The following is a 24,892-nucleotide window of genomic DNA, read 5'->3' on the forward strand; positions in this document are numbered from 1 at the left end:
TCTATAGATAACAGCTGATTGGCTAGTATTTCATGCAACGCGCTTACCAAAATGACGCCGCACTACAACAAAAAATACTGGAACAAAGAAAATAGCCAATACAGTTGCCGTAAACATCCCTCCTGCTACCCCGGTCCCGACAGCATTTTGTGCACCAGAACCAGCACCTGTACTGAGAGCAAGGGGCAATACACCAAAAATAAAAGCAAGGGATGTCATTAATATTGGGCGCAAACGCCTACGTACTGCCTCCAGCGTTGCCTCAATTAAAGGCTTGTTTTCTTTTTCAATCAGATCTTTTGCAAATTCTACAATCAGTATTGCGTTTTTGGCTGATAATCCAATAGTAGTTAAAAGCCCTACTTGAAAATAGATATCATTATTTAGACTGCGAAAACTAGCCGCTAATAAAGCCCCAATGACACCTAGAGGCACAACCAAAATTACGGAAAAAGGGATAGACCAACTTTCATATAAAGCAGCCAAACATAAAAATACAACCAACACTGAAATAGCATATAGTAAGGGCGCTTGATTTCCTGATAAACGTTCCTGATAAGACATCCCAGTCCAATCAAAACCGACGCCGGCAGGCAATTTTGACGCCAAATGCTCCATTAAACTCATTGCATCACCGCTACTTTTGCCTGAAGCAGATTCACCTAAAATTTCCATCGAGGGTAAACCATTGTAACGCTCCAACCGCGGTGAACCGAATTGCCAGTGGCTAGTACTAAACGCCGAAAAAGGAACCATTTGTCCCTTTTGCCCTCGGACATACCAATCGTTAATATCTTTTGGCAACATACGATAAGGGGCATCCGCTTGCACGTATACTTTTTTTACTCTGCCCCGATCAATAAAGTTATTAACATAGCTGCTTCCTAAAGCAATGCTAATCGTGTCATTAATGTTACTGACTGTAGCTCCAAAGGTTTCCGCTTTCTCCTGATCAACGTTCAGTTTAAATTCTGGCGCATCCTCTAAACCATTCGCCCTTACCCGAACCAATGTATCGGGATGATCAGCAACCATATCCAAAAGTTTATTCCGAGCTTCGGTTAGTTTTTCATGACCGATTCCGCCTCTATCAATCAACTCAAAATCAAAACCATTTGCTGTACCAAGTTCGATAATGGCCGGTAAATTAAAAGGAAAAACCAAACCATCCTTAATTTTGGCAAACGCACCGCTTGCCCGATCGATAATTGCGGGGACTTTGTTCTCAGCGCCTTTACGTTCACTCCAATCTTTTAAAGTAGTAAATGCAATGCCCGAGTTCTGTCCATTTCCATTAAAACCAAACCCAACAACAGTAAATGTGGAAATCACATTGTTTTTTTCTTTGGTGGCATAGTAGCGATAAACCTGCTCAGCAACTTCTTGCGTACGTTGCTGCGTTGCTCCAGCGGGTAACTGTATCATGGTTAATACCATCCCTTGATCTTCCTCAGGAAGAAAAGCTGTCGGTAAGGTCAGGAATAAATAGCCCATTCCTACTACAATCAAAAGATAGATAAATAAATAGCGGCCTGTTTTACTGAGCAATTTCTCAACACTATCATGGTAGCGTTGAGTTGCCTGCTCAAAATGACGATTAAACCAGCCAAAAAATCCTTTCTTATTGCGATGCTCAGCAGCAGATAGCGGCTTTAGGATCGTAGCGCAGAGGGCTGGGGATAAAATAAGAGCTACTAAGACAGAAAGCACCATTGCTGATACAATAGTCACCGAGAATTGACGATAAATAGCACCCGTCGAACCGCCAAAAAAAGCCATCGGAACAAACACTGCTGATAACACAGTTGCAATGCCCACTAAAGCCCCTTGAATTTGTCCCATAGAACGGCGAGTGGCTTCTTTGGGGGGCAAATTCTCTTCCATCATGACCCGCTCAACGTTTTCGACAACAACTATTGCATCATCAACGAGTAGTCCAATTGCCAATACCATGCCGAACATGGTCAACGTATTGATGGTATAACCAAACAGGGACAGGACGGCAAAAGTGCCTAGTAGAACAACAGGAACAGCAATTGTAGGAATTAAAGTAGCCCGCATATTTTGCAGGAAAAGATACATGACTAAAAAAACCAAAATAATCGCTTCGATCAGGGTTTTCACCACTTCATGAATAGAGATTTTTATAAAAGGAGTGGTGTCATAGGGATAAACCACTTTAAAACCAGCAGGAAAATAAGGCTCCATTTTACGGAGTTCTTCTTTAATGGAGGTAGCCGTATCCAGGGCATTTGCCCCCACCGCAAGCTTAATACCAAGACCGGAAGCCGGAACACCGTTATAGCGTGCTATCAGCGCATAATTCTCACCACCCAAAGCAATTCGAGCAACATCACGTAAACGGACTTGAGAGCCGTCTGAATTGACTTTAAGCAAAATTTTTCCAAATTCTTCAGTTGTCTTCAACCGTGTTTGTGCAATAATTGGCGCGTTTAACTGCTGTCCAGGGACAGCAGGAAGTCCGCCTAATTGTCCGGCAGCAATCTGATTATTTTGTGCTTTGATTGCCTGAACTACATCGCTTGGTTGCAGTTGATAATTATTTAATTTGTTTGGATCAAGCCAGATGCGCATTGAATATTGCGCACCAAATAATTGCACATCTCCTACCCCATTTAGACGACTAATCGGATCTTTGATATAGGAAGCCAGATAGTCAGCCAGATCATATTGATCCATACTACCATCTTCGGAAATAGCGCCTAAAACTAGAAGAAAGCTGCTGCTCGATTTTTCAATGGTCAGCCCCTGTTGTTGAACCTCTATAGGCAGCAATGGAGTAGCCAACTGAAGTTTATTTTGTACCTGAACCTGGGCGATATCAGGGTTGGCACTGGAATTGAAAGTCAATGTTATTGTCGCTGTTCCAGAGGAATCACTCTGTGAGGTCATGTACAATAGTTTATCCAAACCACTCATATTCTGTTCGATGATTTGGGTCACAGTATCCTGTACTGTTTGTGCATCAGCACCAGGATAAATCGCTGTAATTGCTACCGCAGGGGGGGCTACGGTGGGGTATTGAGCTACTGGTAACTGAGCAATAGCCAAAACACCTGCCAACATAATAAGGATTGCAAGTACCCAAGCAAAAATAGGCCTGTCTATAAAAAAATTAGACATAGTTTAATTGTTCTCTTTGTGGTTTGGTGCTTTATCGGCAGCAGCCTTATTTTTTGTTTCTTCTACTTCCTCGGTTCTTACAGTCATACCTGGCTTTACCTTTTGTAGTCCCGATACGATCAGTTTATCACCCTCTTTCAAACCACTACGAATTAACCATTGATCACCAATGGCCTGCTCTGTTATCAAGGTACGCTCAACCACTTTATTTTTGTCATCAACCAGCAAAGCGGTTGCTTGCCCCTGAGCATTACGAGTAATACCTTGCTGAGGTGCCAAAATTGCCTCTACTTTAACCCCTTCCTGTATTCGCGCACGTACAAACATACCAGGTAAAAGTACTTCCTTCGGATTAGGGAATATAGCACGCAAAGTAATAGAGCCTGTCGTTTCATCGACAGTCACATCTGAAAATTGTAAAGTTCCTTTTTCATTATAGAGTGTGCCATCTTCAAGCAACAAATCAACTACTACATTGTCATCGCCTTTTGTTAATACTCCTTTTTCCAATTGCCGTTTCAAACGTAAAAAATCCTTACTGGATTGAGTAACATCAACATAAATTGGATCAAGTTGTTGTACAGAAGCCAGCGCCTCAGATTGGCTCGCTGTGACCAGTGCTCCCTCCGTAACACTGGATTTACCAATTCGTCCGCTAATTGGTGAATATACTTTGGTATAGTAGAGATTAATACGTGCAGTTTCCAACGCTGCTTTGGCCGCAACAACACTAGCGTCGGCCTGTTTTAAATTCGCCACGGCCGTATCATAATCCTGATGACTAACAAAGTTAGTGCTTAACAAAGGTTTATAGCGCTTGACCGTTAAACTGTTAATTTCAACATTAGCCTCCGCTTTGGCTAGATCACCTTGAGCACTATCGTAGGCAGCCTGGTAAGTGGCAGGATCAATTTGGTACAATGACTGGCCTGCCTTGACATCACTTCCCTCAACAAATTGGCGCTTTAAAATAATACCACTTACCTGCGGTCTGACTTCCGCAACACGATAAGGGCGGGTGCGTCCAGGCAATTCTGTTGTAAGCGTTAACGGACGCGCTTTTAAAGTAACAATACCCACTTCGGGCGATTTATCGGCCTTTGTTGATTTATCATTCCCGCATCCCGACAGTAGGAACATGCTCTGACAAACTGCCAAAAGAGTTAATTGCATGAATCTACCGTTATACTTCATTGAAAATCCTCAGTATATCCAACTCCAAAAGGGGTTTAAGAATAACGCGCGAATTACTATATAACAATCTTAAGCGGATATAAAAAAATCATCAAATTTTTACCCTGGCAGTATTGTAGTTTTACTAACAGCCAAATAATATGGAAATTGTATTAATTCTTTTCTTTTCAAGTAAAAGAGTCCCGAAAAGAGCATTTAAAATTCGCTCTAGTAATCATGATATTTTCTTGGAGTCAATGAAAAAACCATGGAAAACGCCTTAGTTTGTCTTCTTCTGCTGTTTCTATTAGTTATCTCCGGAGTTATGTCCAGATTTACACCTTCGTTACCCACACCTATCGTCCAAATTGGCTTGGGTGCTTTAGTTGCTATTATTTTCCCTGATTTTCATATAGGTTTTAATCCCGAATTGTTCATGCTTCTTTTTATTCCGCCTTTACTCTTTAACGATAGTTGGCGTTTCCCTAAACGGGAATTTTTATTAAATACAAGACCTATTGTCATGTTATCGATAGGCCTCGTATTTTTTACCGTGTTAGGACTTGGTTATCTTATGCATTGGCTGATTCCTTTCTTGCCTTTATCTGCCTCCTTTATCTTAGCTGCAGCACTCTCACCAACAGATGCTGTAGCCCTAAAATCGATGACTGCCAAGGTACAAATGCCTAAACGAATAATGCATATTTTGCAAGGAGAAGCCTTGTTAAATGATGCCTCAGGCCTCGTTTCTTTTAAATTTGCCATAGCGGCTATGCTAACGGGTGTTTTTTCCCTGGGTAGTGCTACTGCCAGCCTCTTTCTAATTAGTCTTGGCGGATTAGGAATAGGTGCTATTCTCACTTATCTATTTATTGCTTTACTTGGTCGCTTAAAACTTAAAAGCGATCATGAAACCACAACTGAAAATCTTTTATTATTACTATTGCCTTTTGCAGCTTATCTTGCTGCAGAAAAACTTGGTTTCTCAGGGGTATTGGCCGCTGTTTCAGCCGGATTTACTATTGATAAAGCCGGATTTTTAGACCGGACTATGGTAAGCATGCGCATTGAAGGACGTTTTGTCTGGGGTATGTTAGAAATTACGTTGAACGGTATTATCTTTATCCTGTTAGGTATCTATTTACCGAATTCATTGAACTTACTTGCCAATACTGACTGTACTACAGGGCAATACCTGATGATTGTAATCTTTATTACTTTAGCACTGATTAGTCTACGTGCCCTGTGGATCTACCTAACACTACCCTTTGAAGCTTTAATTGCACGTCGTCTTCATAAACCCTGGCAACGTCCTAATTTAAGAATGATTGCAGCAATTTCCCTTGGAGGCGTACGTGGAGCAATTGCTCTGGCAGCCATATTATCACTGCCAGAATTTATGCCTGATGGCATGCCTTTCCCAGCACGCAATCTATTAATTATCGTTGTTGTTGGCGTAGTTCTTTGTTCTTTGCTAATCAGCTCGATAATTTTGCCTTTAATCTTGCCAGGCTTAAATGCCCTCATTACCCATTCTACCAATGACGAGGAAAAAGAAGCGATTCTTGCTGCTGCGGAAGCAGGTATCCGGGCTATTGAAAATCGAGTACAAACTTTAACAAATGATATGAATGAGCAAGATGCTGCGATATGCATGCAGGTTAGCAGCTCATTAACGGCCAAACTGAATCAATTCATCGCCTCAAATGTTGGCACCGAAACGGAGAAAATAATTCATGTGATGGCCCTAACTTTTGAAGAAGAGTTACGCCTTGCAGCCTTGGAGGGGGCCCGGCAAGAATTACGTTTACTTAGAAAACAAGGTAAAATTAATAATACAACGATGATGACTATTATTGCCAAACTTGATCTAAGGCAAATTTCCTTAGTGGGTAGTCAGCGAAATTATGAGCTTCTTACACAATCCGGACATAAATCTTTAACTGCGGAAGAAATGAATCAAGATCATTCCGTTATGGTTTATGATTAACTTCTTCGTTGAGTCATTCTTTTAAACGCGATTCACCCCCAATGCGAGGCAAGTGACAAAAATTTCAAATGCTTATTATTTAATCATTGTATAATAAAAATTTCAGCCTTAGTACTTAACACGAGCTCGACATAGTAAAATGGCATTATTTTTCCTGGCGAACTCAGTTTCCTTATTATTTTTTAGAGATAACCATGGCGCAACCTTTAATTAATATCACCAGAAAACAAGCCTTGGTTTTTGCCGCTTTTTTAGTTCTGTATGAATTTTTAACCTATATTGCGAATGATATGATCATGCCTGGAATGATCAAGGTAATTGAATCATTTCACGGTCCAGAGTCTGCAGTTGCGACTTCGCTAACTGCCTATATGTTAGGTGGGGCCAGTTTACAATTATTCTTGGGTCCTATCTCTGATCGTTATGGGCGACGCCCAGTCATGCTGGCAGGAGCTCTCTTCTTCTTTATTTGTACCTTATTGATTGCCAGTTCAAACTCAATTGATCAATTTCTTATTGCCCGTTTCTTCCAGGGTATGGGGTTGTGTTTTATCGGTGTTATTGGTTATGCCACTTTACAAGAAATTTTTGCAGAAATGGATGCTATACGCTTAATAGCCATTATGGCCAACGTCTCCATAACGGCTCCCTTATTAGGTCCACTTCTAGGTGCAATCTTTATTCATTTTTTCAGCTGGCGATTTATTTTTATTATTATCAGCCTCTTTGCTCTTGTAGCCCTTTGGGGATTGTGGCGGTTCATGCCCGAACCTGTTGGGCAAACAAAATCAGATGGAGAAAAAATCAAGCGCGTCTCATTATCACCGCGGGTAATAGCTGCAAACTATAAAAACCTGATGATAAATTCGCCATTTATGCTAGGCTCCATTGCTCTCGGACTCATGGGACTGCCTTGCCTTGCCTGGATTGCTCTGGCACCTGTTATTTTAATTGCCGATGCAAAATTATCTGTTATCCAATATGGCCTATGGCAAATACCTGTATTTGGTGCTTCTATTATTGGGAACTGGTATTTACAAAAGTTAACCCATCGTTACCCAGTAGAGAAAATATTACTGATTGGCTCAATTATTCTAGGGCTCGGCCTTGTAATCACTTTTATTTTACCACTTTTATTCGGTAACTATTTTGTATGGTTAATGCCTGGCCTCATTATTTACTTCTTTGCTTTAGGTATCGCTGGAGCTCCCATGAATCGCCTCATCCTTTTTTCAACACCAGTGAGTAAAGGAACTACTTCTGCTCTTATGAGTATGATTAGTATGTGTGTCCAAGCAATTGGTATAGAAATAGCCAATTATTTATACAGCTATCACAATAATAATGTTTTCGGTTTCTATTGCTCACTAATTGGTCTTGTTTACTTTATTTTACTTGCCTCTACCTTTTCCTTTCCGAAAAATCATTCTAAAAAATCAATGTAGCGACAATTGGCATCACCAAGATAACAGAACAGACTTGTAGTTCTGCTCAAGGCGCGCTACAAATGTAGGGCAAACTACTCTACATAAGGACGAACGATGAAATTATTTTTTGCACGAGGTGCTTGCTCATTGGTAGTACGCATCATTATCAACGAAATAGGTCTTAAATGTGATTATGTATCCGTCGATCTGAAAACGAAAAAAACGGAAGATAATAAAGATTATTTAGCAATCAATCCGAAAGGAGCTGTTCCCGCACTCCAACTTGATAACGGTCAAATTATTACTGAAAATCTGGTTATCCAGCAATATCTTGTTGATGAACATAAAGCAAACAACTTATGCCCCCCGATTGGAGATATCAATCGCTATAAAATACTTAGCTGGTCAAATTATATAACTACAGAATTACACAAAAGTTTTGGCGCCCTTTTTAACCCTGCTATTACCCAAGAGTTAAAAGATAAAATTTATATACCTGCCATTAAACAAAAATTGGAATTTATTGATAAACAACTGTCTCAGCATCGTTACTTGGCAGGAAATCATTTTACCCTACCTGATGCCTATCTATTTGTGATGCTTACGTGGTCTACCAATTTTAAGATTGATCTTACCGAATACTCGCATCTACCCCGCTATTTTGAAGAACTTCATAGCAGGGAATCAATTATGAAATCGCTTAAAGAAGAAGGATTTGTTTAAGCTGGTTTAGCAACCTAGCCCAGAGCAAGGCCAGGTTTCTTTACCTACTTCGCGATAAACCCGCTCGCAGGCGTCGAAAAGGGCTGATTTACGGACAGTCAGCGCTTTTCGACCAACATACCGGAAATGTCAACAGATTTTAGGAACCCTGCACGTGGGGACGCACAATCAGTACATCACACTCTGCGCCATGCAGAATGGCATTTGCCGTTGAACCCAACAATAAGGCAAGACCATGTTTACCGTGGCTACCGGTCACAATTAAATCAATTTTCTTTTCTTGAGCCACACGCAAAATTTCATTCTTGGTAGAACCAAATTCAATCATGCAGTGCGCACTATCCACTCCTAATTTCTTAGCTAAAGCCGCTAACTCTTTTTCAGCTTGCTCACGTATTGAAACCTCGACTTCTGCAAAACCAGCAAAACCTGGGTAAGCATAGGCAGGAATTGGTTCAACGACATGAACGAGAAGCAAATCAGCGCCATTTTCATCAGCAATTTTTTTTGCCTTGTGCGCCGCTCTCACTCCAACTTCATCGAAATCTGTTGCGAATAACACCCTTTTGTACATGATTCTCTCCTTGGCGACCTCTGGATACTAAAGACTAGCAGAAAAATTTTTAATTTCCCATAAGAATCAGTTTACTATAAAATCGCTATCTCATGTAAGCCAAATTGAGAGTTAAAAATGATTCAACTCATCAGTTGACAAGGCTTATCTAGAAATTAGGGGTGTCTTTACCAGACTATTTAAAGACTCTGCAGTGGAATATCGCTTCGCCAATACGGTGCTTTGAATTTTCCCAAACGCAACGAGTTTCTTAAGAGTCAGGGGTAAGACTGAGATCATACCCATTGAACCTGTCGGGTCATGCCGTCGTAGGGATTGTTAATGTTGTTAGATTTATTTGGTGCATCTGTTTCATTATTGTCCACCTATTTTTTTATCCGCCTGGATAGTAAAGCCTGGTTAACCACGTTATTGGCCACTTGTTTAAATGGTTGGCTATATTGGCAAAAAGGCATTTATGCCGATATGCTACTCGAGGCATTTTATTTCTTTAGCGTTTGCTATGGCTGGTATTTATGGCGTTTACCCGCAAAAGGGGATAAACCGTTCATTCTACAACTTTCGATAAAACAATGGCTGTTTGTTGGAGCTATTGTTGGCTTGTTCTACACTATTATTGCCAAGCTTCTGTTAACCTTTACTCATTCAAATGTCGCAGTACTGGACGCCCTGACAACTGCCTTAAGCTTGGTCGCACAAGGGCTCATGTGCTATAGAGCTATTGCGACGTGGATCCTCTGGTTTTTGACTGATGTACTATACGCCTATCTGTATTTTCAGAAAGAGTTACCTTTCCATTTCTTACTCATGTTGTTATACACAACGATGGCGATCACTGGTTACCTTCGTTGGGCAAGGCGGCGTGCGATTGAAAGCAAACCGCCTCAGCTTATGATGACAGCTAGCCCAATTCCCTGAGGCCGGATAAAGAACGAATCCAGGGCTTAAATCGTATCAAGTCTGTAGGCAAATTACTGACAACTGCTTTCGCTTGAGCGAATTGATCATACTCACCAAGAGTCAACACATACCAATCCATACCCTGACGCTTTGTTAACCGTATTGCTGCATTCAGTTCGATATGATGAGTGCGCATAAAGCGCTTCAAATCATCCTGATTTTGACTGGATTGTAATTGAATGGTGTATTGCTCCTTTATCGCCTTATCCTTTACTGCCTTTTCTTTTTCTGCTAGTGATTGAGAAATTTTTTGCTTAAGAGCAACATCAGAAATAGTTTCCCTGACCGCCGGATTCTCCCTCTCCACTCCAGCCAAGGACTGTCTTTGTAATGTCTTGGGAATAACGACAACTCTATCCATAACGACGAGGGAATCATCATTTCCATCGTCATCCTCAAGCACTATATTCGTTATCCTCTTTAAAGGAGGCGGTTGAACTGGCTGAACCTCTGCTGCAATATACCAGGCCGGGATTTTACTGACCAATTCTTGCTGAATAACAGGCATCTCACTAACTAACTCTGGTTCATTCTTTATCTGGGGCACTGCAGGAACAGTTGAAGATAAGGGTTCCTCACTAATGACTGAAACTGGTTCGGGGAGATCTTGTTCGGGCGGCAAGAGTTTGTCGGGTGATACCAAATTTTGGTGTTGCCAGATATAAACAGATGCCAATACAGCAATTACCAGACTGGCTGCGATATTCATACGGTTTGCAAATGATTTTTGCTTCACCCCTGCTTTCAACGATCCAGGGCAAAAATAATTTATCATTTGACTATTAATCCGGGCGATATTACCCCCTGTTAACTGATAGAATTGCCCCAGGCGCTTATCCGTCATTGTTTTATCTAGTCGCTTTGGTGCAGGTAAGGAATGCAACAGATAGGTTTTCATCTCACTTTCTGTCAATACTCCAGGCTCTAAAGTATGAATCAAAGGCTCAAATGAATCCGCTTTCAATCTGTTTAAACTGGCTACAATAGAAAAATCTGACACTAAACAAAAATGAAAGAAATTATTTTCTTTTTGTTGTTGTAATGCGATTAAAATATCCTGCAATAGACTATCTGGTAAGTGTTGCGCTTCATCAATGATTACTAAAACATGCGCTTTACGTTCATTAATTTGATGTAAAATATTAGCAATCGTCGGTTCAGCATCATCCCGTAAATGGAAAATAGCAGCCAACTGGGCTAAAAAATCGGTCTGCGAGAATGGTGCAGTGGCGGCCATAACATGTGATTTAATAGAAGTGTCTAGACCAGCTTGCAACAAACCAATAAAGGTTGTTTTCCCCCCGCCCTGTTCTGCTAACACCGTTAACATCTTGTTATTAAATAATACCAAATGATTGATAAAATCAATTTTAGTCAGCCAAGAACTGGGTTTAAAAACATGTTTGGCACGTGGGTTCTCATCCTGATTACCTGATTCGCTTGCCTCGTTATGCATTTCCTAATCTCCTTCAACCGCGCGTTGCAACGTTGAACACAAAAGATTTTCCGGTACACAGTCTTCGATGTAACAGTGTCCTATTGTTTTCATAAGTATGAAGCGCAAGTTCTTGTTTTTGATTTTTTTGTCTTGTGACATTAAGTTACGTAAATCATTTAGATCAATATCGCTTGGAATCCTGTTTGGCAATTTAGCCATAGTTAACAGCTTATCGATTAAAAGCAAGGATTTTTCATCCAAACCAGCATGATAGTATGATAATAAAGCGGCACAATAAAGACCAATTGCGACTGCTTCACCATGCAACCAACGGCTATATTGCGAATAAGCTTCCAAAGCATGGGCAAAGGTATGACCGAGATTTAATAGAGCCCGCATCCCCTTTTCACGCTCATCCTCTTGCACAAATTTGGCTTTTATTTGACAACAATGACTAATAATTTCCGGCAATTTTTCTGATTTTCTTAGATCAAGATCTTCACGTAAAGCATTATAGATGAGCTCAAAAAACTCTCCACCAGCCAATAAGGCATGCTTAATTACTTCAGCAAGTCCTGCACGAAACTCTCGTTCAGAAAGAGTTTGTAAAGTCTCTAAATCCATGATGACCGCTTTGGGTTGATGAAAACTACCAATCATATTTTTCGCTAATGGATGGTTGATAGCCGTTTTACCTCCAATAGAAGCATCAACTTGAGCAAGCAAAGTTGTTGGAATCTGTAAAAAATCTACACCACGCTGGTAAGTGGCTGCTGCAAAACCAGTAATATCCCCTATAACGCCCCCACCTAAAGCGATCAATGTAGTATCACGATGATGTTGTTTGGCAATCAGTGTGTCGTAAATAGCAAATAAACTCTGTTGATTTTTGAACTCCTCGCCATCTTCAAGAATCACCACATCACATTGTCTATCAGTGAATGCCGATTGAAGGTAATCCAGATAAAGCGGAGCAACCGTAGTATTTGTTACTACCAGTACCTGTTTACCGGAAATATAACGGCGCAACACCTCTTCATCAGCCAGGAAATTCCGCCCGATAATAATTGGATATTCATAGGCAGGTAACCGAATAACCAACTCCTGATATAAATCAAACTTCGCCATAGATATATTTGATAATGTTATTTGCTACGGCTTTGACTGTTAATTTATCGGTTTCAAAACTGATGTCAGCAAGTTCATCATAATAAGGTTCACGCTCATCACGTAACGTCTCTAAACGTCCTTCCAAATCATCTGTTTGCAACAAAGGACGCTTGGTATCACGCTTTGTGCGTTCATATTGTTGCTGTAAAGAGGTTTTCAAATAAATAACCGTACCTCGACCTGCCAGAGCATTACGATTTTCTGGCGTCATAACTACCCCACCGCCGGTTGCCAAAACAATATTGTTTTTTTGTGTCAACTCATCTATTACTTTCTGTTCACGTCGACGAAATCCTTCTTCTCCTTCAATATCAAAGATCCAAGAAATATCTGCTCCTGCACGCTCTTCGATCACTTCGTCAGAATCATAGAACTCAAGTTTGAGCTCCTTTGCCAAAGTACGGCCAATCGTGCTCTTACCTGCTCCCATTGGCCCTATCAGAAATATATTTCGTACTTTAACTATGCTCATTTTTAATTACATACCCCTTCAGCTGAACATGAGAATAGAGTGCATTCTCTGTTTAATTTAACATAGCACCCCCTAAAAAAGACTCTCAGGGAGTTGTTCCTACTTGCTTACCGAACCTATCTGATCCAAGCCTTCCTACAAACCTATGTAATCCGTTCCTTACCAGCTGTTATCGCCAAGTTGTTGCTTATTATCCTAGGAGTAATGAAAATGAGCAACTCCTCATTTTTAATCATAGTCGATTGATTTTTAAATAACGCACCAATCAATGGAAGGCCCCCTAGAAAAGGAACTCGATTAACCATGTTATTTTTATCTCGCTTGTAAATTCCTCCCAAAACAATAGTTTGGCCGTTATCAACCAATACATTTGTATGTACTTCTTTAGTCAATATACCAGGTACACCATTAAATACTTTAGTCGACAACGTATTTTGATTGATTTGTAAATCCATCAAAATTTTGCTGGCGGGCGTAATTTGCGGTGTTACCTTCAAGCTTAATACAGCTTTTTTAAAAGCAACAACCGTTGCACCGCTAGAAGTCGCCTCCTGATAAGGAACCTCTTCTCCAGACTCTATAAAAGCAGCTTGCTGATCCGTCGTTAGAAGACGAGGGCTGGATATTATTTCTCCTCGTCCCTCACTTTCAAGTGCAGAAAGCTCCAAATCAAGGAGAACCCCATTATCTAACTTGGCTAAAGCTATACCAATTGAAGCAGGTGAGGTCGTGATTGGTATGGCTGCAAGATCAAGATTTAAACGCTCAGCAAATCCGATTTTATCACCTGAAACTACGTTTTTTAATAGCTGCTTCGTACAACCTGACATACTATTTAAACAGATCGGTTTCGATGCACTGAAATGCAAACCTAAATCTTGAACAAAATCTTTAGTTACATTAACAATCCGCGCCTCAATTAGAACTTGCTTTACTGGAATATCAAACTGTCTAACTAGCTTTCTTATCTCTTCTATTTGCGCCCGATTATCCCTTACCCAGATTGTGTTGCTTCTTGTGTCTACCGCTAATCGACCCCTGGCAGACAAAAGCGCCGCATTTTTGTCTTGTAATACAGCAGCAATATCAGCTGCCTTTGCATGATGAATCTGTAATAAAGCGGATCGTATGGGACCTAAATTTATTCGCCCCATATCGGCCTGCAATTCCCTCTTCTCATACTCGTTTATTTCTTCAACCGGAGCTACCAACATAACTTTACCAATAATTCTTTTACCTAGAGCTCGCGTTGCGAGAATAATATCCAAAGCCTGATCCCAGGGAATATCATTTAAACGAAGTGTAATATTACCGGTTACTTTATCACTGACTACCAGATCCATTCCAGTAAATTCAGCCAGTAACTGAAGAACAGACCGTACTTGAATATTCTGAAAATTTAAAGAAATAGATCTACCTGTATATCTTTTTTTCTCAAAACCAGCTTTTCCTGCCCCAGGATTAGAGAAGTGGTTATTACGCTGTAATAACTCTCTTTTTTGCGGTAAAGATAACTTGCCATTTTTATTTGAGTATCGAATATTAAGCCGATTGCTTTGAGCAAATGAATAATCACAAACCAGGTATAATAAGAAAAAAAACAGTATAATTTTATGCATCCATGCTCCTGGTTATGTTAATTCAACGTGTAATAAATGATATTTTTCTGTCGTTTTCCTCTGGTAGAAATCGCTCTTTCTAAAGTTAACGATTTTTCCTCAATGTGAATTATTTTCTCATAGCCATGTTCAGGTTAATCATCTAATTTTCTATGAGTTATTTCACCATCTTTATGGGCAAATAATGCCCACTTTTTTCTCTTTCTCTTTAAAAATCCTACAAATTTCAATGACTCTACATTAGAATCAGCTGAGCGAGATTGTTTTGCATCGCTTGCTGCCCTTTTTTTCTTAAAAGGACTTTTTCTATGCTGGTATACCGGGTATCCCAACGTCGTTTCTTTCGTACATTCAATCCTGCCGATATGGTCTATAACCACTCTATTTTTTACTTGTTGGATGTACTTTAAAAACACTTCATCCTGAGAAGAATTACAGGCGCTCACTGACATTGCGATGAGTAGAGTCATTACCCTCTTTTTTTGTTTCATAATGGTCTATAGATCTTTGCTACAAGCTTCATTACCAGTATTTCTGTCTTAACTTTTTGTTTCTGATCAGAAACAGGTAATAACTCAAACTTATTAATAGTCACCATTTTGTCCCACTGGGCAATTTGCTTTAAAAAAAATGTTAATTGCTCGTAACGCCCTCGAATAGTTATCTTAATGGGTAGTTCAATGTAAAAATTAATTGCTACCTCTGGTAAGGGGGCAAACAAGGCAAAAACCAGCCCATTGGCACCACCTGCCTTAGACAGTTCTTCCAATAAAATACTAAGACCTTTAGAGGTCGAAAATTGCGTAAGCAAACCCTTGTATTGTTTATTCAGCTCCTTTAAGTTTTTACGCTTCTCTTGAAGACTAGCAGCCCTCTGCTGACTCTTCTCAAACTCACGCTTCAAACTAACTTCCTGACTTTGCAGCTGACTATATTGTTGAAAACCCTGTTTTATAAAAAAAAAATAATCAAAAACTATTAATAAAACAGCGAGCACACTTATCCACCAACGGTTTATCTCTACTATCCTTGGTTTAATATGCCCCGTCGTAAAGTTGATCATTATCAATTTATTTACTTTAGGAAGTGTAAACACATTGAGGTTCCCTTAGCTTAAAATTTACTGTAAATTCATGATTATTATTCATTTTATCTACGCTTCTTTTTTTTATTTCAATCAATATTGGCGCTTTAACCAAAGCGCTTTTTTCTAGATTGCGCATTAAACTAACCACGCCCTGAGTTGTTGCCGAATAACCAATCAACCTAATGCTGTCATTAGTCTTTTTTACTCCGGCCAGGTAAACATCATCAGGCAGAACTCTAATCAGTTCATTAAATAAATGAACAAGTAAAGGACGGCTCAAAGCCAGGTTCCGTATAATTATTATGCGTGAGATCAAACGCTTACTTTCTTCCTCTAATGTATCAATTTCTTGTATTTGACGAGCGAAGCGGGTAGTTTCTTCTTCTAATTGTTGATTGTGTTGTGATTGTTTGGAAAGCAGTGATAAGGTATAAAGATGCATTGAAAAAATGGTACTCACTGTTCCAAGTGTTATACCTGACAAAGTTATAATGGCTCTCTTTCTTTCCCGACGCCGTTTGTCTTCTCGCCAAGGCAGCAAGTTAATTTCGCTCATAATAATAACAACCTCCCTGCCTCAAAGCCAAACCACAAGCAACCATGAGTGATGGGCCAGTATTCAGGATCACCTCCGCATTTAAATTTTTTGAAATTACGAGATATTGCAAAGGATTAGCCAGTTGAATTGGAATGGTTGTTTTTTCTTGCAGCCTTTCCGCAATCTTTGCCAAACTTGCCCAATTGCCCGCTAACAAAATTTGGACAATCACAGGTTGATAAGCCAATGACGAAAGGAATTGCCGGATTTTTTGCATCCCTATTAACAAAATTTCCACAACCGGCTGAATTATCTTTAGCGCCCAGGCATCGGATAATATAAATACCCCTGCATCGATAGGCAGGGCATGCTCATAGGAAGGACCATCGTGTTTTTGAACTGATTCAAATAATTGCCGGTCACCCAAAATTTCTTCGTGTATAAATAGGATTTTACTACTATCAGAGACAAAGAAATGAATGAGTGACACACCTATGCTAATTAAAACGACTATTTCCCCTTGCTGCAGTAAAAGTTGCCTGGTAATTAATCGCAGACTTCGCCCGATAGCATCGGACTCCACATCAACACTTGTTACCCGCAAGCCGGCGCGTTTCAATGCCTCTGCACGTCGAGTCACCTGTTCAGTTTTGGCAACAACGATCAACACATCAAGCATCGAAGAGTTCGTTCGGCAATGGCCTAATATTTTGAAATCTACGCTAATTTCATTAGGTGGATGAGCAACATAATAGTCTGCTTCAATAAGGACGGCTTCCTCTATCTCCGAATGGTTTAATTTTGCACTGAGTTGAATCACTTTGCTAAGAACCAGAGAATCAGGCAATGCCGTAACTGCCATATAGTCGAAGAAATTATGTTGTAACAATATTTCTCTGAGACCCGAACTGACTGCGTCGATTTCCTTCATGGGGTTAATTTCGCCTTCAATCACTGGCAATAATTTATACCCATAACCTTCAACGCGAGATTTTCCTCTAGCATTCGATATTGCGAGCACTTTGATTGAAGTCGAACTGACATCGACTCCTAGTATTGAACTCGGTTTGGAGTTGAACCATTTGATCACTTGCATTTTTCCTGTGAATTCCGTTCTCAACATGGACTTGCATTAAGAAAACTATTTTCCTGTAAAAATTCTTAATAGCAACGCTGATTCTAATCTAACTCTTTAAAAAAAGGAATATTTTTTATTTCCCATCCGCTTTATTTCTGGCCTTAAAATTAAACGTTGTAACCTCCATTAATCTATTTGTCCAACACTTGCGCTCATCGTATTGTTTTAATATAGTGGACGATCTGGGATGTAATTCTGCATCCTGATTTCAGCTAAAAGGAGTTACTATGTCGCGTCTGCAAAATTTAGTTAATTCGCTCGTTTCCGTCGTACTAAACTATACCGACCCTAAAGGGCTAAAGGGACAAACCGAAGAGAGCTTACTTCAAAAATCACATGGGGATTTAGTAAAAGAAATAACTAAACTCATCGAGGACGCAACTGCTTCCTATGGGACAAGGCGTACATTACTTGATTATTTTCTTTACGAATTAAATACTCTAAAACCCCTTGTGGATAAATCTACTCCTCTTGATGAGGTTGAGCTCAAACGTATAAAAGCACATTTACTCGCTCTAATTACCCATACCCAAGGCTTACTAAAAATTGATAAAACAAGTTCTCTCTCTGTAAGCTATATTGAAGAAGATCGTGACAAAACGGTACAAATTTCTGGCTTTATAGATGCTGGTACCTTATATTCATCAACCTGCCGTTCCGGGCAAGTGATTCAACGTTGGCATGAAAGCATAGAAAAATTATCAGTATTTCCTGACGACAATTTAAAAGATGCTCAATTATTTCTTGATCACATAATAGACGAACACCACCATGCTATTCTTCTACCACATTTAGAAGAAGAAAATCGCGGATTGAAAGCAGCAAATACCCGTCTTAGCGAAAGCGAAGCTTTGGCTAAGCGTGAAAAAGAAGCATTACAAAAAAAAGCTGATGCATTTGACGATCTAGAAAAAAAAATTCGTAGTCTTGAAGAAGGAGAAAAATTGTTGGCTGAAGAAAACAAGCGTCTGCAAGAAGCGCTTGTACTAAGTCAAAAACAAGAAGAGGCCAGCCGACGAGAAGCCGAAAACCTACGCAGTGAGAATCTCCGTTTACATGAGGAGCATGCCTCCCTGGCAGAAACCAATGATAGTTTGAAGCAGGACAACGTTCGCCTAGTGAAAGAGAATGGTACGTTAACAGCAGCTAGTAAGATAAGAGCGACTACAGGGCGGCCTCTGATGGGAATGACGGCTCTTGGCCCTCAATTTTTTGCCCAAAGCATCCTGCACAATGCTGTCCTGACAGGCCTGCCAACTCACCCCCCTCAAACAACAGCTAAAAAAGAGGGACAAAGTACTGAGTCGCCACAGTTTCCCTGATTTATCACTATACCTTCTTCTCAAATTAGCTTGAGGAGGAGGTTTCTTTACTAAAATTCGCAAAACACCCTTAAATAGCGCTATAATCGGCAAATTCGAGTTTATCTATTTATCTCATGAAAAAACCTGCATATTTCTGGCGTAAAGGCTTATGGGCTCTCACTAGCCTTTGTTTTCTCCTTCTAGTGTGTGCAATTCTGCTTTACCTTTATCTTGAAAGCCAGCTTCCAAACGTGGACTCTCTGAAAACCGTACATTTGCAAGTCCCTCTGCGAGTCTATACACAAGATGGCTTACTGATCCAGGAATATGGTGAAAAGCGCCGTATACCACTTACTTACGAAGAAATTCCCCCAACACTGGTTCGTGCCGTATTAGCCACTGAAGATCAGCGTTTTTTTGAGCACCCTGGTGTCGACATTTTCGGTTTAGGGCGCGCAACTGTTCGTATGATTCAAACCGGTACGAAATCGCAAGGGGGCAGTACAATCACCATGCAGGTAGCCCGTAACTTTTTCTTAACCCGTAAAAAAACCTTTTTACGCAAATTCAATGAGATTTTATTAGCTATTAAAATTGATCGTGAATTAAGTAAAGAAAAAATTCTGGAGCTCTATCTTAATAAAATATACCTTGGTAATCGCGCCTATGGAGTTGGTGCAGCAGCAATGGTCTATTATGGTAAAACTTTAAAAGAACTAAACCTGGCTGAATTAGCCATGATTGCAGGTTTGCCTCAAGCCCCATCAACTCAAAATCCCATCGCTAACCCGCTTGCTGCTAAAAAGCGACGTGATCATGTTCTGGAGCGCTTGTTAGAAGAAAAATATATTGATGAAAAACAGTATCAAGAAGCCATTAATCAACCTATCACTGCCAAATACCATAGTACGAATATTGAGGTAAGCGCGCCTTACGTTGCCGAAATGATTCGTCAATCATTGTATGAGCATTTTGGTCCTAAAGCGTATACCAAGGGCTATAAAGTATACACAACGATCAAGGGTCCCCTACAAACCGCCGCGAATAAGGCTGTTACCGACACACTACTCGCCTACGATCGCCGGCATGGCTACCGCGGTCCCGTGGCCAAGATAAGTGGTGTCGATGATCAATCACCCGACTCCTTACATAAGTTGCTTGCCCAATACCCGGTCGTTAATGAGCTGCAACCTGCAGTTATATTAGCAGTGGGTGAAAAGGAAGCGACTGCCGCCACCCGACATGGTCAAAATTTTACAATTCCTTGGGAAGGCTTATCCTGGGCAAGACCAGCACTCAAACATGGCTGGATGGGTAAATCGCCAACTAACGCTCAACAAGTCGTTAGTGTTGGTGATATTGTCTATGTTCGTTATCAGAATGAACAATGGTTCTTAACCCAGATTCCACAAGCAGAAGCGGCACTTGTCGCCTTAAACCCGAATAATGGATCCATAGAAGCCTTGGTAGGCGGCTTTAATTTCCAGAAAAGCAAGTTTAACCGCGCTACACAATCTGAACGACAACCCGGCTCAAGTTTTAAACCCTTTATTTATGCAGCTGCTTTAAATAAAGGTTACACTTTAGCCACCCTTATTAATGATGCACCGGTAGTAGTTGATGATCCCAGCCAAGCAAATTTATGGCGCCCGCATAATGTGAATCTCACTTTTAATGGCCCTACCCGCCTTAAAGATGCCTTGGTTCACTCCCGCAATCTAGTCTCTATTCGAGTTTTAGATGATATAGGTTTTGATTATGCGATTAATTTCATTACCCACTTCGGTTTTCACAAAGAAAATCTTCCGAAAGCTTTATCACTGGCTTTAGGGAGCTTATCGGTGAGTCCGATGGATTTAACTGCTGCCTATGCTGTTTTTGCTAACGGTGGCTATAAAATCGAACCTTATTTGATTGATCATATCACCGACAATGACGGCAAAATTCTTCTACAAGCAAAACCCTCCGTGGTTTGTAATAATTGCGATCTAAACAAGGCTGACCCAGCTACACTTGCACCACGCGTCATTCCGGCTGATGTCGCTTTCTTAATGAATACTGCGTTAAAAGGAGTCATTCAGCAAGGTACTGCTCGGGCAGCGAAAGTATTAAATCGCCAGGACATTGCAGGCAAAACAGGAACAACCAATGATCAAGTCGATGCCTGGTTTGCTGGTTTTAATACGGAACTGGTTGTTACTACCTGGGTTGGATTTGACAATCCTCAGTCCTTGCACGAATACGCTGCAAACCTTGCTCTACCACTATGGATTGATTTTATGAAAGTCGCCTTGGCCAACATGCCGGAGCAGGAATTACCCCAGCCACCAAATATTGTCGCTGTTCGTATTGATCCCAAAACGGGCTTACTGGCAAAAAATAACCAACCCAATGCCATTGTTGAATATTTTCGTGAACATGAGGTACCTGGAGCGGAGGATTCTACGCCTTCAAACTCCATAACAGCCTCGCCAGATGCAGGGCCAGATAATCAAGAACAAGAACAAGAGAATTTATTTTAGTAGTCGCTATTAAAAAATGCGACCAGACCTGAAGCCCCTATAAACATTCACGGGGTGTGTACTTCGTCTTTGCGAGGCCTCTTGGCAAAGCAATCCAGAAAGATAGACTTACCCTGGATTGCTTCAGCTTAATCCTGGATTACAGCCTTCGTCTTTCATCCAGGCTACAAAAATACACCATAATTTATCGCTCCGAAACCCGGGATTCATGTGTGAGCAGTAAGCGCAGGAAATCAAGTTACTATCACCAAGAGGGTAGGAATAATTGAGGACTGTTTAGATGTCGCTAGCTTGAGTGCTTATGGCTTGATGGTCGAGCATCGCAGCGGAGCGCTTCAAGTTACTATCACCAAGAGAGTAGAAATAATTGAGGACTGCTTACATGTCGCTAGCTTGAGTGCTTATGGCTTGATGGTCGAGCATCACAGCGGAGCATACACCTAGTATGTGAGCAGCGGAGCGCTTCAAGTTACTATCACCAAGAGGGTAGAAATAATTGAGGACTGTTTACATCTCGCTAGCTTGAGTGCTTATGGCTTGATGGTCGAGCATCGCAGCGGAGCATACACCTAGTATGTGAGCAGCGGAGCGCAGAAAATCAAGCCATAAGCACCAAGATAGTAGACATGTAAGCAGTCCTCCAGTGTTAGCCTGCCAACGCATCAGTAGCAGCGATATACTCATACCCAAGCTCACGAGCCACTGCTTCATAAGTGATCATGCCTCTGTGCACATTAAGACCATTTAACAAATGACCATCACTTAATAGTGCTAACTTCACACCCTTAGTCACCAAACTCATGACAAAAGGCAGGGTTGCGTTATTTAAAGCAAATGTTGAGGTTCGTGGCACAGCTCCTGGCATATTAGCCACACAGTAATGCACCACATCTTCTACCATATAGGTAGGCTCATGGTGAGTGGTTGCGCGGCTTGTTTCAAAACATCCACCCTGGTCAATTGCTACATCCACTACCACTGATCCCGGGCGCATTGTTTTTAACATGGTACGGGTTACTAATTTGGGTGCGGAAGCTCCGGGAACAAGGACAGCGCCTATCACCAAATCAGCTTCAGCAACATAATGTTCTAAAGCTTCCACAGTGGAATAAATAGTATTTAATTTTGAACCAAATTGAAAATCAAGTTCATGTAGACGAGATAAGGATTTATCTATTACGGTTACACGTGCTTCCATGCCCATTGCCATTCTCACCGCATTCGACCCTACTACACCACCACCAATTACAACAACATTCGCAGGAGCAACGCCTGGTACCCCGCCTAATAGGACGCCACTTCCACCTTGAGCCATTTCAAGGCAATGAGCACCCGCCTGGATCGACATGCGACCGGCAACCTGTGACATAGGGGTTAACAGGGGTAGACCACCATCATTTTGAGTCACCGTTTCATAGGCAATTGCGGTAGCGCCAGATTCTTTAAGTAATCGCGTTTGCTGCGGATCAGGGGCTAAATGCAAATAGGTAAATAAGGTTTGTCCTTCGCGTAAACGTCGGCACTCGACAGGCTGCGGCTCTTTAACCTTAACAATCAATTCTGCTCGCTCAAATACCTCGTCTGCCGTAGCGACAATTTCAGCACCTGCTGCATGGTATTGTTCATCGCTGATACCAATTCCTAAACCAGCTCCTTTTTCCACCAAGACGGTACTGCCAGTACGCACGATTTCTTTAACACTACCGGGAACAAGTCCTACACGATTTTCCTGTGGTTTAATTTCTTTCGGTACACCAACAAACATAGCTCTTTCCTTCTATTGTTGCTTAAATTTGATCCGAGCAGATAAACTCCTGGGACTACCAACGCAAGATGTGCCAACTCCCCAACGCAGATAGCAGGACTCTTCTTCACAACGCCAGATCCCTGGGAGAGATTCTCAGGCTCTCTTCTTTAATTGCTCAATGAGTTGTGGTACTAATTCAAATAAATCCCCAACCAATCCATAATTAGCGATTTGGAAAATTGGCGCATCTTCATCCTTGTTAATAGCAACGATAACTTTGGAGTCTTTCATACCAGCAAGATGTTGCACAGCCCCTGAAATCCCAATAGCCAGATATAAAGTAGGCGCAACTACCTTCCCTGTTTGACCAACCTGATAATCATTAGGGACAAAACCTGCATCTACTGCTGCCCTGGAGGCACCAACCGCTGCGCCTAAGGCATCAGCAAGTTCTTCTATTAACTTAAATTTTTCTGCACTTTGCAAACCACGCCCACCTGAAACAACAATTTTGGCGCTACCTAGATCAGGTCGCTCCGAACGGCTTAATTCATGTCGAACAAATTTGCTAGTCGTGGATTCAATTATCTTATCAATATGCTCTATGCAACAGGGGGTTTGCTCTGCATTGATACTGTCAAACGCCGTCGTGCGAATAGTCAGCACTTTTATACTATCTAAAACACGAACCGTTTCAATTGCATTCCCTGCGTAAATGGGATGCTCAAACGTACTTTGATCAATCACACGACTTACATCAGAAATCTGTGCCACATCAAGTTTGGCAGCAATGCGCGGTGCTATATTTTTACCAAAGGTAGAAGCTGGCGCCAGGATTGCGGAAAATGATGAAGCCATCCCAATGACTAATTCACTGATATTTTCCGCTAATGGATGAGCATAAACAGTACTGTCAACTAACCAGACTGCATGAACACCTGCTATTGTTGCAGCCTGCTCAGCGACTGTTTGACATTGATGGCCAACAACCAGTAAGACTGGATTTTCTTTTAGTTGTAGGGCAGCAGCAACCGTATTACGTGTTGCCGGATGCATCATTTTATTATCATGTTCAACGATTACTAAAGTGCTCATAGCTCCTCCTTGTTAAAGCACTTTGGCTTCATGTTGTAATTTATTGAGTAACTCTTCAATGGAATTTAGTTTAACACCACCAGAACGAGCTGCCGGGCTAGTCACAGTGAGCACTTGGATATGCTCTTTCAAATTTAATCCCATAGAATCAAGTTCGATGATGTCGAGGGGCTTACGCTTCGCTTTCATAATATTAGGCAAACTGGCATAACGTGGCTCGTTCAAACGCAAATCGGTACTGACTATTACTGGAAGATCCATTGCCAAAGTTTCCAAGCCGCCATCAATTTCACGTGTCACTTCTACTGCTCGGCCATTTATATTAAGTTTTGATGCGAAGGTCGCTTGTGGCCAATTTAGTAAAGCAGCAAGCATTTGCGGTGTTTGATTATTATCACCATCAATGGATTGTTTACCCATTAAAATCAAATCGGGTTTTTCATCCAGGGTGATTTTTTGCAGAATCTTGGCAATATTAAGACTACAAAGATGTTTCTCACTACGAATCAGAATTGCGCGATCAGCACCAAGAGCTAAAGCATGGCGTAAAGTCTCCTGGCTCGCATCGGTACCTATTGAGACAGCTACTATTTCCGTTACATGTTTTTGCTCTTGCAATCGAACTGCTTCTTCTATTGCTATCTCATCAAAAGGATTCATGGACATTTTGACATTTTGTGTTTCTACCCCACTGTTATCCGACTTGACTCGGACTTTTACATAAGGGTCTATCACACGCTTCACTGCAACGAGAGTTTTCATAGTTCCTCA

At 41.0% G+C, this 24,892-nt stretch carries 19 protein-coding genes, 1 pseudogene and 1 riboswitch; of the genes and pseudogenes, 6 read left to right on the top strand and 14 right to left on the bottom strand.

Annotation, left to right across the window (positions count from 1 at the left end; translation table 11 throughout):
- Positions 1-30: 30 nt before the first annotated feature.
- Both ACN4Z1_RS11400 and ACN4Z1_RS11405 read right to left on the bottom strand, forming a co-directional pair.
- The gene (locus ACN4Z1_RS11400) at positions 31-3,144 is read right to left on the bottom strand and encodes an efflux RND transporter permease subunit (RefSeq protein ID WP_228364922.1); all 3,114 of its coding nucleotides are present in this window, start codon (positions 3,142-3,144) and stop codon (positions 31-33) included.
- Between the two features lie 3 nt (positions 3,145-3,147).
- Entirely contained in the window at positions 3,148-4,317 is a 1,170-nt protein-coding gene (locus tag ACN4Z1_RS11405; RefSeq protein ID WP_304608159.1) for an efflux RND transporter periplasmic adaptor subunit, read from the bottom strand.
- Positions 4,318-4,585: 268 nt separating this feature from the next.
- Here ACN4Z1_RS11405 and ACN4Z1_RS11410 point away from each other — a divergent pair, with 268 nt between their 5' ends.
- The 3 genes from ACN4Z1_RS11410 to gstA all read left to right on the top strand — a co-directional run bounded on the left by ACN4Z1_RS11410 (position 4,586) and on the right by gstA (position 8,457).
- The gene (locus tag ACN4Z1_RS11410; protein ID WP_228364921.1) at positions 4,586-6,307 is read left to right on the top strand and encodes a Na+/H+ antiporter; all 1,722 of its coding nucleotides are present in this window, start codon (positions 4,586-4,588) and stop codon (positions 6,305-6,307) included.
- Between the two features lie 194 nt (positions 6,308-6,501).
- Positions 6,502-7,752: an MFS transporter gene (locus ACN4Z1_RS11415; RefSeq protein ID WP_228364920.1), complete on the top strand. Its 1,251-nt coding sequence runs from the start codon at positions 6,502-6,504 to the stop codon at positions 7,750-7,752.
- 96 nt (positions 7,753-7,848) lie between these two features.
- A complete protein-coding gene (gstA, locus tag ACN4Z1_RS11420; RefSeq protein ID WP_228364919.1) occupies positions 7,849-8,457 on the top strand; it encodes a glutathione transferase GstA in 609 nt (202 codons plus the stop codon).
- A 139-nt stretch (positions 8,458-8,596) separates the two neighbouring features.
- Here gstA and ACN4Z1_RS11425 read toward each other — a convergent pair whose 3' ends face one another.
- Positions 8,597-9,031: a universal stress protein gene (locus ACN4Z1_RS11425; RefSeq protein WP_058447450.1), complete on the bottom strand. Its 435-nt coding sequence runs from the start codon at positions 9,029-9,031 to the stop codon at positions 8,597-8,599.
- Between the two features lie 147 nt (positions 9,032-9,178).
- Positions 9,179-9,364, top strand: a riboswitch (TPP riboswitch).
- Between ACN4Z1_RS11425 and pnuC the strand changes: the two genes are divergently transcribed.
- A complete protein-coding gene (gene pnuC / locus ACN4Z1_RS11430; protein ID WP_228364918.1) occupies positions 9,353-9,949 on the top strand; it encodes a nicotinamide riboside transporter PnuC in 597 nt (198 codons plus the stop codon). Its footprint overlaps the riboswitch before it by 12 nt.
- On the opposite strand, the gene ACN4Z1_RS11435 is transcribed toward pnuC, so the two are convergent.
- The 8 genes and pseudogenes from ACN4Z1_RS11435 to pilM form a co-directional block, all read right to left on the bottom strand.
- Entirely contained in the window at positions 9,933-11,447 is a 1,515-nt protein-coding gene (locus ACN4Z1_RS11435; RefSeq protein ID WP_228364917.1) for an AAA family ATPase, read from the bottom strand. The two genes, pnuC and ACN4Z1_RS11435, sit on opposite strands and share 17 nt — an antisense overlap.
- A 3-nt stretch (positions 11,448-11,450) precedes the next feature.
- Complete coding sequence (aroB, locus tag ACN4Z1_RS11440) at positions 11,451-12,557, bottom strand: 3-dehydroquinate synthase (protein ID WP_228364916.1); 1,107 nt, start codon at positions 12,555-12,557, stop codon at positions 11,451-11,453.
- Positions 12,544-13,071, bottom strand: coding sequence for a shikimate kinase AroK (aroK, locus tag ACN4Z1_RS11445; protein ID WP_058447454.1), 528 nt, complete (start codon positions 13,069-13,071; stop codon positions 12,544-12,546). The genes aroB and aroK overlap by 14 nt, the downstream gene beginning before the upstream one ends.
- Before the next feature lie 143 nt (positions 13,072-13,214).
- Positions 13,215-14,492, bottom strand: a pseudogene (locus ACN4Z1_RS11450) (type IV pilus secretin PilQ); the annotation flags it as partial.
- 332 nt (positions 14,493-14,824) lie between these two features.
- The gene (locus ACN4Z1_RS11455) at positions 14,825-15,181 is read right to left on the bottom strand and encodes a hypothetical protein (protein WP_419388207.1); all 357 of its coding nucleotides are present in this window, start codon (positions 15,179-15,181) and stop codon (positions 14,825-14,827) included.
- A complete protein-coding gene (locus tag ACN4Z1_RS11460) occupies positions 15,178-15,786 on the bottom strand; it encodes a type 4a pilus biogenesis protein PilO (RefSeq protein WP_419388206.1) in 609 nt (202 codons plus the stop codon). The genes ACN4Z1_RS11455 and ACN4Z1_RS11460 overlap by 4 nt, the downstream gene beginning before the upstream one ends.
- Positions 15,770-16,333 (bottom strand): PilN domain-containing protein, encoded by a 564-nt coding sequence (locus ACN4Z1_RS11465; protein WP_228364912.1) that lies wholly within the window; start codon positions 16,331-16,333, stop codon positions 15,770-15,772. The genes ACN4Z1_RS11460 and ACN4Z1_RS11465 overlap by 17 nt, the downstream gene beginning before the upstream one ends.
- Entirely contained in the window at positions 16,320-17,438 is a 1,119-nt protein-coding gene (gene pilM, locus ACN4Z1_RS11470; protein WP_228364911.1) for a type IV pilus assembly protein PilM, read from the bottom strand. Before pilM ends, ACN4Z1_RS11465 begins: the two co-directional genes overlap by 14 nt.
- Before the next feature lie 242 nt (positions 17,439-17,680).
- On the opposite strand from pilM, the gene ACN4Z1_RS11475 reads away from it, so the two are divergent.
- The gene (locus tag ACN4Z1_RS11475; protein ID WP_228364910.1) at positions 17,681-18,775 is read left to right on the top strand and encodes a hypothetical protein; all 1,095 of its coding nucleotides are present in this window, start codon (positions 17,681-17,683) and stop codon (positions 18,773-18,775) included.
- A 116-nt stretch (positions 18,776-18,891) separates the two neighbouring features.
- Positions 18,892-21,279, top strand: a complete 2,388-nt coding sequence (locus tag ACN4Z1_RS11480; RefSeq protein WP_228364909.1) for a penicillin-binding protein 1A — start codon at positions 18,892-18,894, stop codon at positions 21,277-21,279.
- A gap of 646 nt (positions 21,280-21,925) precedes the next feature.
- On the opposite strand, the gene ald is transcribed toward ACN4Z1_RS11480, so the two are convergent.
- The 3 genes from ald to ACN4Z1_RS11495 form a co-directional block, all read right to left on the bottom strand.
- Positions 21,926-23,044, bottom strand: coding sequence for an alanine dehydrogenase (gene ald, locus ACN4Z1_RS11485; protein WP_228364908.1), 1,119 nt, complete (start codon positions 23,042-23,044; stop codon positions 21,926-21,928).
- Positions 23,045-23,179: 135 nt separating this feature from the next.
- Positions 23,180-24,121 carry an electron transfer flavoprotein subunit alpha/FixB family protein gene (locus tag ACN4Z1_RS11490; protein WP_228364907.1) on the bottom strand — a complete coding sequence of 314 codons (942 nt, stop codon included), beginning with the start codon at positions 24,119-24,121 and terminating at the stop codon, positions 23,180-23,182.
- A 12-nt stretch (positions 24,122-24,133) separates the two neighbouring features.
- Entirely contained in the window at positions 24,134-24,883 is a 750-nt protein-coding gene (locus tag ACN4Z1_RS11495) for an electron transfer flavoprotein subunit beta/FixA family protein (protein WP_115221612.1), read from the bottom strand.
- Positions 24,884-24,892 lie beyond the last annotated feature (9 nt).

It is taken from the genome of Legionella sp. ST3F1 (genome assembly GCF_048553315.1).
GTDB lineage: Bacteria > Pseudomonadota > Gammaproteobacteria > Legionellales > Legionellaceae > Tatlockia > Tatlockia donaldsonii.